Origin of the sequence: Aliiroseovarius subalbicans (assembly GCF_022678625.1) — a bacterium.
In the GTDB taxonomy this organism is placed as follows: domain Bacteria; phylum Pseudomonadota; class Alphaproteobacteria; order Rhodobacterales; family Rhodobacteraceae; genus Aliiroseovarius_A; species Aliiroseovarius_A subalbicans.
Window position 1 is genome coordinate 841,122 of record NZ_JALBYQ010000001.1, and the last position, 15,665, is coordinate 856,786.

Below are 15,665 nucleotides of genomic sequence, written 5' to 3' on the forward strand. Positions count from 1 at the left end.
GGTTGGCAAAAAACAAAGATAAAAATTCCGAGGCAGAACTCCACAAAAGGAGCCCGAGCAGTGAACATCATGGGAAAAACCTGGGCGCGTCGCGCGACCCTTGTGGCACTTGTTGCAGGCCTTGCTGCGTGCGGCTTGCCCCGTGTCGGCCCGAACAAGGCCGAGATTTTCCGCGGCAGCGTGCAGAAAGACGGCGATGCTTTCATCGTGTCCGTGAACGACCACGTCACCCGCGCCACCGCCATCGTGCCCGCCCTTGGCTTCGACGCCAAGTTGACCGGCGCCGGCGTCATCGGATCCGACACGATCCGCCCGGGTGATACGCTGGGCGTGTCGATCTGGGAAAACGTCGAAGACGGCATTCTGGCCACCGCGGGCGCCCCCGCGTCGTTGGAAGAGGTGCAGGTCGACGGATCGGGCAATATCTTCATTCCCTATGCAGGCCGCATTCGCGCCTCGGGCAACAGCCCCGAAGCGATCCGCCGCATCATCACCGAAAAGCTGGAAAGCCAGACGCCCGACCCGCAAGTCATGGTGCGCCGCCTGGCTGGCGACGGCTCGACCGTCACGATCACCGGCTCGGTCGGCGGTCAGGGTGTATATCCGATTGAACGCCCCACGCGCACGCTGAACGCCATGCTGGCGCGGGCTGGCGGTGTGACCATCGAACCCGAGATTGCCCGGGTTAAGATCATTCGCGGCAGCCAGACCGGAGAGATTTGGTTCGAGGACCTGTTCCGCAACCCCGATTTCGACATCGCCCTGCGTGGCGGTGACCGCATCCTGGTCGAGGAGGACACCCGCGCCTTCACCGCGCTGGGGGCGACCGGCGCGCAAAGCCGCGTTGGGTTCGAAAGCCAGACGCTATCTGCCATCGAAGCAATCGCACAAGTGGGCGGGCTGCAAAGCCAGACCGCCGACCCGACCGGCGTCTTCATCTTCCGCAACGAGGCCGCCGAGATCTCCAACGCTGTCCTGGGCCGCACCGATTTGGTTGGCGCGCAGCGCATGGTCTATGTGCTGAACCTGACCGAGCCTAACGGCATGTTCATGGCGCGTGATTTCGTGATCCGCGATGGCGACACCGTTTATGTGACGGAAGCACCCTATGTGCAGTGGACCAAGGTTCTGACAGCAGTCACCTCGACGATCAGCGCAGCGGGCACAGTGAACACACTGGCCGATCTGGCCAACTGACGCGGTGTCATCGTATCCTGAAAACCCGGCCGCCGGGGGGGAAACCCCTCGGCGGCTTTGCGTTTACAACGGCGGATTTCTGACCCAGCCGCGCATCCGACGCATCCTGGCGCTGGCCGGCTGGAATGTCTCGCTGGGCAAGCCCGGCCCTGACGACTGGGTTGGCACTTGGGGCAAAAGCCCCACCTCCGGGCGCGGTGAAGCGGTGGCGGCGCGACGCGATGCGCCCTTGGTACGGGTCGAGGACGCTTTTCTGCGCTCGCTGCACCCTGGTCGATCAGGTGACAAGCCGCTGGGCCTTTTGCTGGACGACATGGGGGTGCATTTCGACAGCTCCACACCCTCGCGGCTGGAACACATCCTGACCACACACCCGCTGGATGACGGCGCACTTTTGAACCGCGCGCGGGACGCGATCGACCGATTGCAGCGCGCGCATCTGTCGAAATACAACGCCTTCGATCCCGACCTGCCAATCCCGCATGCCGACGAACGTTATGTCGTGGTAATCGACCAGACACGGGGCGATGCTTCGATCGAACATGCGGGCGCGCGCGCCAGCACCTTTCGAGAAATGCTGGTGTTTGCACAGGAGGAACACCCCGGCGCGCAAATCCTGATCAAGACCCACCCGGAAACCGCCCAGGGCCATCGCGACGGGCATTATAGCCCCGAGGATGAGACCGACCGCGTGACGCTGGTGACCGATCCGGTCAGCCCCTGGCGCCTGATGGAGGGCGCGCAAGGCGTCTATACCGTCAGCTCCGGCCTGGGGTTCGAGGCGATCCTGGCCGGCCACAGCCCGCGCGTGTTCGGCCAACCATTCTATTCAGGCTGGGGGCTTAGCCGCGATGAAAACCCGGTGCCCCGGCGCGAGCGCAAGCTGACGCGGGCGCAGCTGTTTGCCGCCGCGATGATCCTGTATCCGACCTGGTACGACCCGTTCACCGACCAATTGTGCGAGGTCGAGCGCGTGATCGACACGTTGGAGGCGCGTGCACGCGCCTGGCGTGCGGATCGGCACGGATACACCGCAGCCGGCATGCGTGCCTGGAAGCGTAAACCTCTGAACGCCATCTTCGGACAGGTCACACCGATCCGGTTTCAGGACACGCCTACCCCTGGGCGCACGCATATGGTCTGGGGCGCAGATGGCGACGGACTGCATGTCGAAGACGGGTTTTTGCGATCACGCGGCCTGGGTGCCGAGCTGACCCCGCCGATGAGCCTGGTGGTTGATGACCTGGGCATCTATTACGACCCGTCACGCGAAAGCCGGTTGGAGCGGCTGATCGCCGACGCCCCCGCCCTGCCCGCCCATGCCAGCCTGCGCGCCGAGCGGCTGGTGGCACGGATCACCCGCGGCGGATTGTCGAAATACAACCTTGAGCGCGCCGTGCCGGACCTGCCCGAGGGGCGGCGCATTCTGGTGCCCGGCCAGGTGGAAGACGACGCCTCGATTCGGCTGGGATGTGGCGCGATCTGCACCAACCTGGGCCTGCTTGAGGCCGCCCGCGCCGCCAACCCCGACGCGGTGATCGTGTTCAAACCGCACCCGGATGTCGAGGCGGGACTGCGGCAGGGCGCGGTGGATGCCGACGCCGCCGCGCAATTGGCGGACGTTGTCGCCGATCAGGCCGACCCGATTGCGCTGATCGAGGCGTGCGATGCTGTCTGGACGCTGACTTCTCTGATGGGGTTCGAGGCGCTGGTGCGCGGCAAAGAGGTGACCACGCTGGGCGCGCCCTTCTATGCAGGCTGGGGCCTGACCCGCGATCAGGGCGAGGTGCCCGCGCGGCGCAAAGCGCGTCCCACGGTGGTGCAGCTGGCCCATGCGGTTCTGATCGACTATCCGCGGTACTACGACCCGGTCACGCGCCAGACCTGCCCACCCGAAGTGGTGGCCGAGCGGCTGGCAGGCGGTGATCTGCCCAGTCCCGGAGCAGCCAATCGGTCGCTGGCGAAACTGCAGGGGTGGTTTTCCGGCCTGTCACACCTGTGGCGTTGAGGCGCGCCAATGGTGCAACACATCGCCGCCCAGATCACGAAGCTCAACCAGGGTGAAACGCGGTGCTGTGGCCAAACGTTCAATGCCCATCGCCGCCAGGGAGGGCCGGCCTTCGGCGCCCAGCACCAGACCGGCGGTGATTCCCACCAGATCGTCCACCAGACCCGCGGTCAGAAGCGATGCGGCCACCGCGCCGCCTCCTTCGCTGAACACCCGTGTCAGCCCCCGTGCGCCAAGCGCCTGAAGCAGCTTTGTCATGTCGATACGCCCCTGTGACAGAGGTATTTCAAGGGTTTCCGCCCCCAGCCCCTGCCAGGCAGACACCAGCGCCGGGTCCGCCTTGGGGCCGTGGCACAGCCACACCGGCACTTCACGCGCGCTGCGCGCCAATTGGCAGTCCAGCGGCAGATCAAGATGACGTGACAGCACCACGCGCACCGGTTGCCGGGTCACGCCCAGCCCCCGCACGGTCAGCGACGGATCATCCGCCCGCGCAGTGCCTCCGCCAACCATCACCGCATCGTGACGCGCGCGCAGCGCATGCACATAGCGGCGTGCGGCGGGGCCAGTGATCCACTGGCTTTCGCCGGTTGCGGTGGCAATGCGGCCGTCAAAGGAATTGGCCAGCTTTAGCGTAACCATCGGCCTGCCCCGCGTCACGCGCGATAGAAAACCCGCATGGTCACGAGCGGCAGTCTGCTTCAACACACCAGTGGCAACCTCGATCCCAGCGGCGCGCAGCATGGCAATGCCGCCACCGTTCACGCGCGGGTCCGGGTCCTCATGGGCCACCACGACCCGCGCCACGCCCGCGTCGATCAACGCCTGGGCGCAAGGCGGCGTCTGGCCGTGATGGGCGCAGGGTTCAAGTGTGACATAAGCAGTCGCGCCGGTCGCGTTCCCGGCCTGGGCCAGCGCCATGACCTCGCCATGCGGCCGCCCACCGGGCTGGGTCCAGCCGCGGCCGATCACGCGGGTGCCGCGCACCAGGACGCAGCCCACCGCCGGGTTGGGCCAGCACGCGCCTTGACCCCGCCGCCCAAGCGACAGGGCCAGTTTCATGAACCGGGTGTCGGTGTCACTCACTCGTCTTCCGGGGCCACGTCCGGGCGCAGTTCGCTGACGAACTTGTCAAAGTCATCTGCGGCCTGGAAGTTCTTGTAAACGCTGGCAAATCGCACATAGGCCACGGTATCGATCCGGGCCAGGCTTTCCATCACGATCTCACCGATCGTTTTCGACGGAATGTCGGTTTCGCCCATGCTTTCCAACCGGCGCACGATGCCCGAGATCATCTGGTCGATGCGCTCCGGCTCAACGGGACGTTTCTGCATCGAAATGCGGATCGAGCGTTCCAGCTTCTCGCGGTCGAAATCCTCGCGTCGGCCGTTTGATTTGATGACCACCAGGTCGCGCAGCTGCACGCGTTCATAGGTGGTGAAGCGGCCGCCGCAGGCCGGGCAGAAACGCCGGCGCCGGATGGCCACATGGTCTTCGGCAGGACGGCTGTCCTTTACCTGGGTGTCGATATTACCGCAAAACGGGCAGCGCATGGCCGTCCCCCTCTATCTCTGTGCCTCTGGTTCATGGGTCTGATGCCCAAGTTATCCACAGGCACTATAGGCGAGCGCCTAGGTCTTGTGTAGGGGGAAATCTGCCCCGCTAGATCAAGATTTCGCCCAGTCTAGGGGGAAAAATGGCAATTGCTTCCCCTAGGTCAACAGATGCGCCGCGACCTGCCGGACATGCGGCGCATTTCGATGCTCGAACAGATAGATGCCCTGCCAAGTGCCCAACACCGGGCGACCGTTTGCAACTGGAATCGACAGGCTGACCGGCAGCATCGCCGCCTTGATATGCGCCGGCATGTCGTCGGGGCCTTCATAAGTGTGCGTGAGGTAGGACATCGACGGGTCGGTTGTCGGTGGCACCAAGCGGTGAAAAAAGTTTCGCAGGTCCGTCTGCACCTCGGGGTCGGCGTTTTCCTGGATCACCAGGCTGCAGGAGGTGTGGCGCACGAAGAGGGTTAGAAGCCCATCGCCCGCAACCCAATCCCCCACATCACGGGTGAATTCATACAGGCCGGGGCCGTGGGTCGAGAGGGTGAACGTCGTCTGCATGGCGCATGAATGGGGCACCGGTCGACCGGCGCCCGATGTCTCAGCTTTTCGCGGTATCGGGTGATTTGACCAGCGTCATTCCCTGTTTGCCAAGCGCTTTGAGCGTCTTGCGCCCGACCTGGGTCTGCGCCTTGCGGGCAGCCTGCCAGGCGGCCTTGCGCTCGTCCTTGGTGGCCTTGGGGTTGGCCGCGCGATAGCCGTCCATCCAGACCGTATAGCCGATCACGCGGCTGGCCTTGCGGCGTAACTTCTGTTCCGGGGTCGCGGGCGTTTTCACCGCTGCTGCGTCTTTTTTCTCAGCCATGTTGTATTCCCTCAATGACTGTTGATCGCATCGCCTGTGATGCGGGGCGGCACCGTGCCGTCCAAAGGGAATCCTTACAGCAGAAGCCTTCTTAGGCCAGCAAAAAAGTCAGGAGGGGGCCGGTCATCACCGGAACAGCGCATCACCCATCTGGTCAATCACCTGTTTGGCTTTGTCCAGCGAGGCCTGCACCGCCGTATCGGGGGCAGAATAGGTGTCGGCGCGGATCATCAGGTGGGATTTGACCTCGCCGTCGAAATCCTTCTCGACCCGCGCAGCGATGCGATAGCTGCCGTTTTCCTTCACCGGTTCGGGGAAGATTCGGAAATCGTTGTAGATTTCCGGCTCGGGGGCCTTTTGCCCCCCGCCACCAAACAATTTTGACAACAGCGACATGGGCTTACTGGTCCAGGAAGCTGCGCAGCTTGCGGCTTCGGCTTGGATGCTTGAGCTTGCGCAGCGCTTTCGCTTCGATCTGACGGATACGTTCGCGGGTCACGCTAAACTGTTGGCCGACTTCTTCCAGCGTGTGGTCGGTGTTCATGCCAATGCCGAAGCGCATGCGCAGCACACGTTCTTCGCGCGGTGTGAGCGAGGCGAGCACACGAGTGGTGGTTTCTTTCAGGTTCTCCTGAATGGCCGAGTCCAGCGGCAGCACCGCGTTCTTGTCCTCGATGAAATCGCCCAGCTGGCTGTCTTCCTCGTCGCCGATGGGTGTTTCCAGCGAAATCGGCTCTTTGGCGATTTTCATCACCTTGCGGACCTTTTCAAGCGGCATCTGCAGCTTTTCGGCCAATTCTTCCGGTGTCGGTTCGCGACCGATTTCGTGCAGCATCTGACGGCCCGTGCGCACCAGCTTGTTGATCGTTTCGATCATGTGTACCGGGATACGGATCGTGCGGGCCTGGTCGGCAATCGATCGGGTGATCGCCTGGCGGATCCACCAGGTCGCATAGGTCGAGAATTTATAGCCGCGGCGGTATTCGAACTTGTCCACGGCCTTCATCAGGCCGATGTTGCCTTCCTGAATAAGATCAAGGAATTGCAGGCCACGGTTGGTGTATTTCTTAGCGATGGAGATCACCAGGCGCAGGTTGGCTTCGACCATTTCCTTTTTCGCCTGACGGGCCTCTTTTTCGCCCTTCTGAACCTGCTGCACGATGCGGCGGAATTCGGGGATGTCGACGCCGACATAGGTGCCGACCTGGGCCATATCGCCGCGCAGTTCTTCGATCTTGTCAGTCGAGCGTTCGATCAGCGCCTGCCAGCCGCGCCCGGTCTTGTCGCGCATCCGGTCCAGCCAGGTCGGGTCAAGCTCATAGCCGCGATAGGCTTCGATGAATTCGCGGCGGTTGATGCGGGCCTGGTCGGCCAGCTTCACCATCGCGCTGTCGATCGACATGATACGGCGGTTGATGCCGTAAAGCTGGTCGATCAGCGCCTCGATCCGGTTGTTGTGCAGGTGAAGCTCGTTCACCAATTCGACGATTTCGCTGCGCAGCTTCTGGTAAGACGCCTCTTCCTTCTTCGAGAATGAATCGTCCTCGTTCAGGGTGGCGGACATGCGCAGGTCCTGCATTTCGGACAGCAACACATAGTCACGCGCGATCAGCTCCAGCTTGTCCAGAACACCGGGTTTCAAGGCCGCTTCCATCGCCGCAAGCGACATGTTGGCCTGTTCATCCTCATCGTCGTCGTCGTCGTCCTTGGCAATCGGGTTGCCGTCGGCGTCCAGCTCGGGTTTGTCGTCCTTCTTGTCACCCTCGGAGGCCTTGGCGGCGGTGCCGTCCACGACGGGTTCTTCTTCCTCGTCGTCCTCCTCCAGCGTGGTGCCGAAGGTGGCGTCCAGATCGATCACGTCACGCAACAGAATGTCTTCGGACAGAAGTTCGTCGCGCCAGATGGTGATGGCCTGAAAGGTCAGCGGGCTTTCGCACAGCCCGGCGATCATCGTGTTGCGTCCGGCCTCGATCCGTTTCGCAATCGCGATTTCGCCTTCGCGCGACAGAAGCTCGACCGAGCCCATTTCACGCAGATACATGCGCACCGGGTCGTCGGTACGATCCAGCTTTTCGGTTTCCGAGGCGGCGACAGTCACGTCGCGGGCGCCCGCGGTGGTGGCCACGGCGGTCGAGCCCTTGTCGTCTTCTTCGGCCTCTTCGTCCTCGATGATGTTGATGCCCATTTCGGACAGCATCGACATGACGTCTTCGATCTGTTCCGAGCTGACCTGATCCGGCGGCAGAACCTGGTTCAGCTGGTCATAGGTGATGTAGCCCTTCTCACGCGCCTCGGCGATCATCTTCTTGACCGCTTCCTGGCTGACATCGACCATAGGTTCGTTTGCCTGGTCGTCGTCCTTGCGGTCGTTGGTGTCCTTGGCGGCCATGGGCGCTCCTTCACACGTGGCGGGTGATTCGTTAGGTCCGAATCATTCACGCGAATCGTTGATTCGCCAACCCGTCTAACCTGATTTCTTTATGACTTCTTCACCAAAAGGCGAATCAGTGGCCTTTCTGCCCCTTCCGGGTCGTCTCGATCTGCTCCAAAAGAGCGTCCAGCGCGCTGCGCTCTTCGCGGTCAACCAACGCGCCATTGTCGGCAATGTCGAACACAGCCTTGTCTTCCCCTTCGCTGCGCACCGCCCGGTTGCGGGCCTCGGCAGCCTGGCTCAGGCGCCAGGTCAGCCCCTCGTCGGCCATCGCCTCGATGTCATGTTCCGCCTCATGTGTTTCACGACGCGCACCCCGGGTCGCTTCCAGCTTGGCCAATTCCTCGGCCAGACACATCGCGGCAATCTCGGCGTCATCCTGAATGCGGATCGCGGGGGTGATCTGCACATGTGACAGCGAGAACAGCTTTTCAAGGGTCTGTGACCCCGCCCCGGCCTCGATTTTCGCGCGCAGCACCTCGGCCCCGTCATGGGCATAGCGCAGGATGAAACCTTGCAGCGTGCGGTGGTCGGGTGTGGACATGTCCAGCCGTTCAAAACTGGCCTCGAACAGATCCAGCTTGTCGGGATGGGTGATCAGCGTGGCCAGGATCACCGCCTCGCGCAAAACGTCCTGCACATCCGCCCCGGCAGCCACCAGCATCGAAGCCTTGGTGGCCTGCTGCGGCGGAAGCGGCGCGTTCTTGTTCCATTTGCCGGGTTGGAATCGGGTCTGACGCGCCCCGCCGCCCTGCCCGCGATTGGCGCGAAACAGGTCCCAGCGCAGATCCTTGATCGCCTGGCCGTAGTGGCCCCGGATCGACGGGTCGGCAATTCTGGCGATCACCTGGCGCAGGTCGCGGTCCAATGCTGCCTTGCGCTCGGGGCTGTCGAACACTTTTCCTTCAGTTTCGCGGCGCCACAGAAGCTGCACCATCGGCATCGCCTGATCCAGCAGCGCCTGCATCGCGTCCGGCCCTTGCGCTTTGAGCAGGTCGTCGGGGTCCAGCCCCTCGGGCATGATGGCAAAGCGCAGGGACTGCCCGGCCTCCAGCAGCGGCAGCGCGGTATCAATCACCCGCATCGCGGCGCGCAGCCCGGCGGTGTCGCCGTCCAGCGCAATAATCGGCTCGGACGCAATGCGCCACATCAGGCGCAGTTGATCCTCGGTGATCGCGGTGCCCAGGGGCGCCACGGCGGCGGTGAACCCGGCCTCGGCCAGGGCGATCACGTCCATATAACCCTCGGCCACCACCAGGGACTTGCCCTTGCCCGCCGCCTCACGCGCCGGGCCGTGGTTGAACAGGCTGCGGCCCTTGTCGAACAGCTCGGTTTCCGGTGAGTTCAGGTATTTCGCGTTGTCATTCGGGTCCATCGCCCGCCCGCCAAAGGCAATGCAGCGCCCGCGCGCATCGCGAATCGGGAACATGATGCGGCCCCGGAAGGTGTCATAGGGCTTGCCGCCCTTCTGGCTGGGCTTGGCCAGCCCGGCACCCAGGATCAGATCGTCCTCAACCCCCTTGGCCTTCAGCGCGTCCCACAGCCCTTGCCAGGCATCGGGTGCAAAGCCGATTTCCCACCGCTCCTGCGCCGGGTCGCCCAGACCGCGCCCGGCCAGATAGTCCCGCGCCGCCGCACCTGCACCGGTCTTGAGTTGCAAGCGGAAATGCTGCACCGCCTGTTCCATCACCTCGGCCAGCTGGGTGCGCCGGTCGGCCTTCTCCTGCGCCTTGGGGTCGCGGGCGGGCATCTGCATCCCGGCTTCCTGCGCCAGAATCTCGATCGCCTCCATGAAGCCGACATTCTCGGTCTCACGCACAAAGGAAATCGCATCCCCCTTGGCGTGGCAACCAAAGCAGTAATAATAGCCCTTGCGGTCATCGACGTGGAACGAGGCGGTCTTTTCCTGATGGAACGGGCACGGAGACCACATGTCACCCTTGCCCTGGTTCGATTTACGCTGATCCCACATGACCTTGCGCCCCACGACCTGAGACAGGCTGGTGCGCGTGCGCAATTCGTCAAGGAAACCGGGTGGCAGGGACATGCTCCATATATGGGGCAGCGGGGAAAGGAGTCGAGTCCTAGCCCCGCGCCGCCACGCTTTTCATTGCCTCTTCGATCTCATGCACTGCCGTCTGCGCCATCGAGCGAAACACCATCAGGTCAAAACTGTCCGCGCCCACCCTCGTCACCGATCCCGTCATATGTCCGATCAACGTACGGGCCGTGTGGCCGCGTTTGAACCGGTCCGGGCGCAGGTCCAGCGGACACAGCCGCGCCAGCACTTCGCGCGCCGCCGTGCCCTCAAGGCCCAGCACGGCCCATCCATCGGATTGATCCGTCATTGCGAAATGCGCTTTCAAGGCGGCATCGGGTGCAGGGCCGATCAAGAACGCCTGCCCGCGCCCGCTCCAAACCGCGCGCGCGCCCGCCTTGCCGCTGGCACGCCCCGGCGCTGGAAACGCCATGCCATGCGCGGCTTTCAGCGCGCCCACATCGCCCCCCGCCAGGGGGGAAAGGGACGTTATCACGCCTGGGTCGACTTCACGCAAAGCCGCATCGCCGACGGAGATCGGCGCCATGCCCGCACAGGGGCTTTTCGCTATCAGGCTAGCCACGCACACGCCCTCCTTCTGGGTCAAAGAACACCGGATCGCAGACCTCGCAGATCGCCTCGACCCCACGCAGGTGGTCCACCATGCGCACCCGTTCGCCGTGCCGCGCGCGGCCGTTTTTCAGGAACCCAAGGCCCAGGAAGGTGTCCATCGTGGGCGAGAACCCGACCGACGTCACATAGCCCTGATCGTTCACCCGGACCGCCTCGGCCGTCTCATTGAACAGATGCGCGCCCGACAGCAGCTGTTTCACCGCGCCCACGGGGCGCAGGCCCACCAGCTGTTCGCGCCCAGAGGCGCTCAGCCCTTCGCGCGATGCGGCGGCCTTGCCGATGCAATCCTTCTTAACCGAAATCATCCGCCCCATGCCGACATCATCCGCCGTCACCCGGCCATGAATTTCCGCATGCGTAATGAAGCCCTTTTCAATGCGCAGCACGTTCAGCGCCTCCATACCATAGGCGCCGCCGCCCAGGGCCTCGGCCTGGCTGATCAAAAGCCGCCACAGCCCTTCGCCGTAGCGCGCTGGCACCGCGACTTCATAGGCGTGTTCCCCCGAGAACGAGATGCGGAAGAGCCGCCCTTCGACCCCGGCAACCGACGCCGTGCCACAGGCCATGAAGGGCCAGGCCTCGGGGTCCAGACCATCATCCAGCACCGCGTTCAGCAGCTCCCGCGATTTCGGACCGGCCACAGCAAACTGCGCCCATTGTTCGGTGGTTGAGATCAGGTGCACGTCCAGGTCGGGCACCAGCGCCTGCGCCACGAATTCAAGATGTGCCATCACCTGACCCGCGGCCACCGTGGTGGTGGTCATGACGAAGTGATCATCCGCCAGCCGCGCGGTGGTTCCGTCGTCCATGACAATGCCATCCTCGCGCAGCATCAGGCCATAGCGCACGCGCCCGACCTTCAGGCTTGAAAACATGTTTGTATAAACAAAATCAAGGAACTGCGCGGCGTCCTTGCCTTGGATGTCGATCTTACCCAGGGTGCTGACATCGCAAATACCAACCGCGTTTCGCACCATCGCAACCTCGCGATCACAGCTTGCGCGCCAGGTCTTTTCGCCCTCTCGCGGGAAGAAGCTGGGGCGATACCACAGCCCGGCTTCGATCATCGGCGCATGGGCGGCGACACTGGCGGCGTGCGAGGTTGTGAACCGTTCCGGCGCAAACCCCTTGCCGCGCGCGCCGGCCCCGATTGCGGCCAGTGAGACCGGCACGAAGGGCGGGCGGAAGGTGGTGGTGCCGGTTTCGGGTATGCCCCGCCCGGTCGCATCCGCAAGCACAGCGAGCGCGTTCACGTTGGAGTTCTTGCCCTGGTCCGGCGCCATGCCCTGCGTTGTATAGCGTTTCATGTGCTCGACGCTGGCATAGTTTTCCGCCGCTGCCAGCTTGACGTCCTTTACCGTGACGTCGTTCTGAAAATCCAGCCAGGCGCGGGATTTGCCGTCAACCACCCAAAGGGGGCTAAGCGCATAGGTGCCGTCCTCGGCCTTAGGGATGTCAACACTTACAGGTTTCTTTCCAATGGCTTGCAGGGCATTTTTCGCGCCATCAACGCCCGCCGCCAGTGCCCCGGCGGTGGAGAAGACGCCGTTCGCAGCCCCTACGGCCTCAAGCCCCGGCACCATGTCGGGCACGGGCAGGAAGGCCTGTAGCGCCTCGTTCCAGACCGGGCGGCCATTCATGTGGCAAGTCAGGTTCAAAGTCGGATTCCAACCACCTGATATTGCGAGACAATCAGACTCTACCTGCTGAACGCCGGTGGCGGTGGTCACGCTGATCCCGGTCAGACCCTTACGGCCTTTCGTCCCGGTCACCTGAGCGCCGGTATAGACTGGGTAGTCGCCACAGACCTTCGCGTCGGCGCGGCTGTCGATCAGGGCGGCGATCTCAACCCCCGCCGCCGCCAGATCCTGTGCGGTGCGATGGGCGCTGTCGTTGTTGCCGAACACTGCGACCCGCTGCCCGGCGGCAACGCCGAAGCGGTTCAGGTAACCGCGCACCGCCCCCGCCATCATCACGCCGGGGCGATCATTGTCCGGGAAAGCGATCGGGCGCTCCAGCGCACCGGCGGCCAACACCGCACGCTTGGTGTGAATGCGCCAGAAGGTCTCAAGCGGCCGTGCGCCGGGATCGGCCATATGCAGGCCGACACGCTCCAACGCGCCGTAGGTGCCATCATCGTGGGCGCCGGTCACACTGGTGCGTGTCATCAGCCGCACGTTGCCCATCGCTTCAAGCTCGTCCAGCACCTCATCCACCCAGACCGGGCCAGGTTTGCCGTCGATCTCATGGCTTTCCGCCAAAAGCCGCCCGCCCATGCGCGCATCTTCGTCGGCCAGGATCACATCGGCCCCGGCCCGCCCAGCGGTGAGCGCGGCCATCAGACCGGCCGGCCCCGCGCCGATCACCAGGATGTCGCAAAAGGCAAAGGCTTTTTCGTAAAGCCCCGTGTCCGGCTCTCCCGACAAAGCGCCCAGTCCGGCGGCGCGGCGGATCATCGGTTCATAGAGTTTTTCCCAGAATTTCGCAGGCCACATGAAGGTCTTGTAATAAAACCCTGCGCTAAAGAACGGCGACAGCAGGTCATTGGCGGCCAGCAGGTCGAAATCGAGCGATGGCCAGGCATTCTGCGCGCGCACCTCAAGCCCCTCGAAGGCCTCTTGCATCGTGGCACGCACGTTGGGGGTCTGGCCTGCGCCGCGCCCGGTTGTGACCAGCGCGTTGGGCTCTTCGCTGCCCATCGTCATCACGCCGCGCGGGCGGTGGTATTTGAACGAGCGGCCCATCAGCTTTGTGCCCTGGGCCAAGAGCGCCGAGGCCACCGTGTCGCCTTCGAACCCGGTCACGCCTGCGCCGTCGAAGGTGAACCTGAGCGGGGCCGCGCGGTTGATCAGGCCCTTGCCGTCGATCCTCATGCCCCTGCCCCTTTCACATCGGCCGCCATCCGGGCCGCTTTCACCTCATGGGTCACGGTGTTGCGGGTGACGACCAGCCAGCCGCCGCAGCCCGCGCCGTGCCACCACATCTCATCGGTGTCGCCGGCCGGGTTGTCGCGAAGGTGAATATAGCTGTCCCAGTCATCGGACCAGTCGCTGTTGCCGGGCCGATCCAAGGCCACGGCCGCGCCCTTATAGGTGAATTCGCGGTGATCCCGATCACCACACAGGGGGCAAGGAATGCGCATATTCTCTGGTCCTCAGTTCGTTTCGCAGGCCGCATCGTCGGCGCGATACAGGCGATAGGTGACGTCGGTCCAGGCCTGTTCGGCCAGATTGACAACCGGGCCGGTGTTGTCTTCGAAATTGCCCATCAGCAGATGGCGGGTGCGAAATTCCAGAACCTTGGCATCCATCCGGGTGATTTCGAAGCCGCCGCCATCGCCGTCGATGGCGCAGGACCAGGCATCGGCGCCACGTGCGGTGTTGGGCCAGCACAGAAGGCCCTGATCCACAAACATGTTCGCGTTGGCCGTGCCCCGGACATGGCCCTGATTGGTGGTCACCACCGAAAGCATCGCGAACAGCTGATCATGGTCCTGGTCGAAGTGAAAGCTGAGCCAGGCCGCCGCGACAACCTGGGCCGGTTGGCGCGCCAGGTGCGCGTCGCTGTATTGGCGTGACCAGCAGCCTTCGGGTGCGGCAAGGGTCGGCGCTGCAAGGGCGACAACCAGTCCGGCGCCGAAAAGCCCCCGGGCAAGTGTTTTAGTGAAGGTTGTGTTGCGCACCGCGCCCCTCCTCATCCATGATGCCGTGTCCGGTGTTGAACCGGTCCAGGCGGAAGGCTTCGGCGGTCTCGTGCGGCACGTCGTTCGCCATCAGATGCGCCAGCGCATAGCCCGAAGCCGGCACCGCCTTGAACCCGCCGTAGTTCCAGCCGCAATTCACGAACAGCCCGTCGATATGCGTCTTGTCGATGATGGGCGATCCGTCCGCCGACATGTCCATGATCCCGCCCCAACTGCGCAGCAGCTTGGCCTTGCCGAGCATCGGCATCAGGGTCATGCCCGCCTCCATCACATGTTCGGCCGTGGGCAGGTTGCCGCGCGCCGCATAAGACGCATACATGTCCAGATCGCCGCCAAAGACCAAGCCGCCCTTGTCCGATTGGCTGATATAGAAATGCCCCATGCCGAAGGTCACGACATTGTCGATCACCGGTTTCAGCCCCTCGGTGACAAAGGCCTGCAACACGTGGCTTTCGATCGGCAGGCGCATGCCCGCCATCGCCGCCACCTGGCTTGAGCGTCCCGCCGCCACCATCGCCACCTTCTTGGCCCGGATCGGACCGCGCGTGGTCTGCACGCCGGTGACCTTGCCGTTCTCGCTGTCGATCCCGGTGACTTCGCATTGCTGGATCAGGTCGACGCCGCGGCTGTCGGCGCCGCGGGCATATCCCCAGGCCACCGCGTCGTGGCGCGCGGTGCCACCGCGCGGATGATACAGCCCGCCAAAGATCGGAAAGCGCCCGTTGTCATGGTCAAGATAGGGCAGCATTTTACGGACCTCGTCGCGCCCCAGCAGGATCGCGTCATCGCCCTGATTGATCATCGCATTGCCACGCCGTGCGGCTGCGTCGCGTTGCCCGTCCGAGTGGAACAGGTTGATGATCCCGCGCTGGGAATGCATCACGTTGTAGTTCAGTTCGGCCTCAAGCCCTTCCCACAGCTTCAGGGAATGGGAATAGAACTCGGAATTGCCCGGCAGGAAGTAGTTGGCGCGCACGATGGTGGTGTTGCGACCGATGTTGCCGCCACCCAGGTATCCCTTTTCGACCACGGCGACATTTGTCAGCCCGTGCTTGGCGGCCAGGTAGTAGGCGGTTGCCAGACCATGCCCACCACCACCGATGATGATGATGTCGTATTCCGGCTTCGGCTCCGGGCTACGCCAGGCCTTGGACCAGCCCTTGTTGCCGGTCAGCCCCTGTTTGAACACCTGCCACCCTGAATATCGCATGCCGCTCTCCGTTTGGCGTCT

Annotated in this window: 14 protein-coding genes; 2 read left to right on the forward strand and 12 right to left on the reverse strand. The window is 63.7% G+C overall.

All coding sequences use genetic code 11. The annotated features are described in order from the left end of the window. Positions 1-69 precede the first annotated feature (69 nt). Together MN188_RS04150 and MN188_RS04155 are read left to right on the forward strand one after the other, a co-directional pair. Positions 70-1,197, forward strand: a complete 1,128-nt coding sequence (locus tag MN188_RS04150) for a polysaccharide biosynthesis/export family protein (RefSeq protein ID WP_242107378.1) — start codon at positions 70-72, stop codon at positions 1,195-1,197. Positions 1,198-1,201: 4 nt separating this feature from the next. Then, positions 1,202-3,205, forward strand: coding sequence for a capsular polysaccharide biosynthesis protein (locus MN188_RS04155; RefSeq protein ID WP_242106334.1), 2,004 nt, complete (start codon positions 1,202-1,204; stop codon positions 3,203-3,205). Here the strand turns inward: MN188_RS04155 and ribD are convergent. The 12 genes from ribD to MN188_RS04215 all read right to left on the reverse strand — a co-directional run bounded on the left by ribD (position 3,188) and on the right by MN188_RS04215 (position 15,644). Continuing rightward, positions 3,188-4,291 (reverse strand): bifunctional diaminohydroxyphosphoribosylaminopyrimidine deaminase/5-amino-6-(5-phosphoribosylamino)uracil reductase RibD, encoded by a 1,104-nt coding sequence (gene ribD, locus MN188_RS04160; RefSeq protein WP_242106335.1) that lies wholly within the window; start codon positions 4,289-4,291, stop codon positions 3,188-3,190. The two genes, MN188_RS04155 and ribD, sit on opposite strands and share 18 nt — an antisense overlap. Beyond that, complete coding sequence (gene nrdR, locus MN188_RS04165; protein WP_242106336.1) at positions 4,288-4,758, reverse strand: transcriptional regulator NrdR; 471 nt, start codon at positions 4,756-4,758, stop codon at positions 4,288-4,290. The genes ribD and nrdR overlap by 4 nt, the downstream gene beginning before the upstream one ends. Before the next feature lie 159 nt (positions 4,759-4,917). Continuing rightward, entirely contained in the window at positions 4,918-5,325 is a 408-nt protein-coding gene (locus MN188_RS04170) for a secondary thiamine-phosphate synthase enzyme YjbQ (protein WP_242106337.1), read from the reverse strand. A 40-nt stretch (positions 5,326-5,365) separates the two neighbouring features. After that, positions 5,366-5,629 (reverse strand): hypothetical protein, encoded by a 264-nt coding sequence (locus MN188_RS04175; RefSeq protein WP_242106338.1) that lies wholly within the window; start codon positions 5,627-5,629, stop codon positions 5,366-5,368. Between the two features lie 126 nt (positions 5,630-5,755). Then, positions 5,756-6,025: an HlyU family transcriptional regulator gene (locus MN188_RS04180; protein WP_242106339.1), complete on the reverse strand. Its 270-nt coding sequence runs from the start codon at positions 6,023-6,025 to the stop codon at positions 5,756-5,758. Between the two features lie 4 nt (positions 6,026-6,029). Next, complete coding sequence (gene rpoD / locus MN188_RS04185; RefSeq protein WP_242106340.1) at positions 6,030-8,018, reverse strand: RNA polymerase sigma factor RpoD; 1,989 nt, start codon at positions 8,016-8,018, stop codon at positions 6,030-6,032. Between the two features lie 115 nt (positions 8,019-8,133). Next, on the reverse strand, positions 8,134-10,107 hold the full coding sequence (gene dnaG / locus MN188_RS04190; RefSeq protein ID WP_242106341.1) for a DNA primase: 1,974 nt from the start codon (positions 10,105-10,107) through the stop codon (positions 8,134-8,136). 37 nt (positions 10,108-10,144) lie between these two features. Beyond that, a complete protein-coding gene (locus MN188_RS04195; RefSeq protein WP_242106342.1) occupies positions 10,145-10,681 on the reverse strand; it encodes a sarcosine oxidase subunit gamma in 537 nt (178 codons plus the stop codon). After that, a complete protein-coding gene (locus MN188_RS04200; RefSeq protein WP_242106343.1) occupies positions 10,674-13,604 on the reverse strand; it encodes a sarcosine oxidase subunit alpha family protein in 2,931 nt (976 codons plus the stop codon). The genes MN188_RS04195 and MN188_RS04200 overlap by 8 nt, the downstream gene beginning before the upstream one ends. Continuing rightward, positions 13,601-13,873, reverse strand: a complete 273-nt coding sequence (locus MN188_RS04205) for a sarcosine oxidase subunit delta (protein WP_242106344.1) — start codon at positions 13,871-13,873, stop codon at positions 13,601-13,603. The genes MN188_RS04200 and MN188_RS04205 overlap by 4 nt, the downstream gene beginning before the upstream one ends. Positions 13,874-13,885: 12 nt before the next feature. Further along, on the reverse strand, positions 13,886-14,413 hold the full coding sequence (locus MN188_RS04210) for a hypothetical protein (RefSeq protein WP_242106345.1): 528 nt from the start codon (positions 14,411-14,413) through the stop codon (positions 13,886-13,888). Next, positions 14,391-15,644 carry a sarcosine oxidase subunit beta family protein gene (locus tag MN188_RS04215; RefSeq protein WP_242106346.1) on the reverse strand — a complete coding sequence of 418 codons (1,254 nt, stop codon included), beginning with the start codon at positions 15,642-15,644 and terminating at the stop codon, positions 14,391-14,393. Before MN188_RS04215 ends, MN188_RS04210 begins: the two co-directional genes overlap by 23 nt. Between the last annotated feature and the right edge of the window lie 21 nt (positions 15,645-15,665).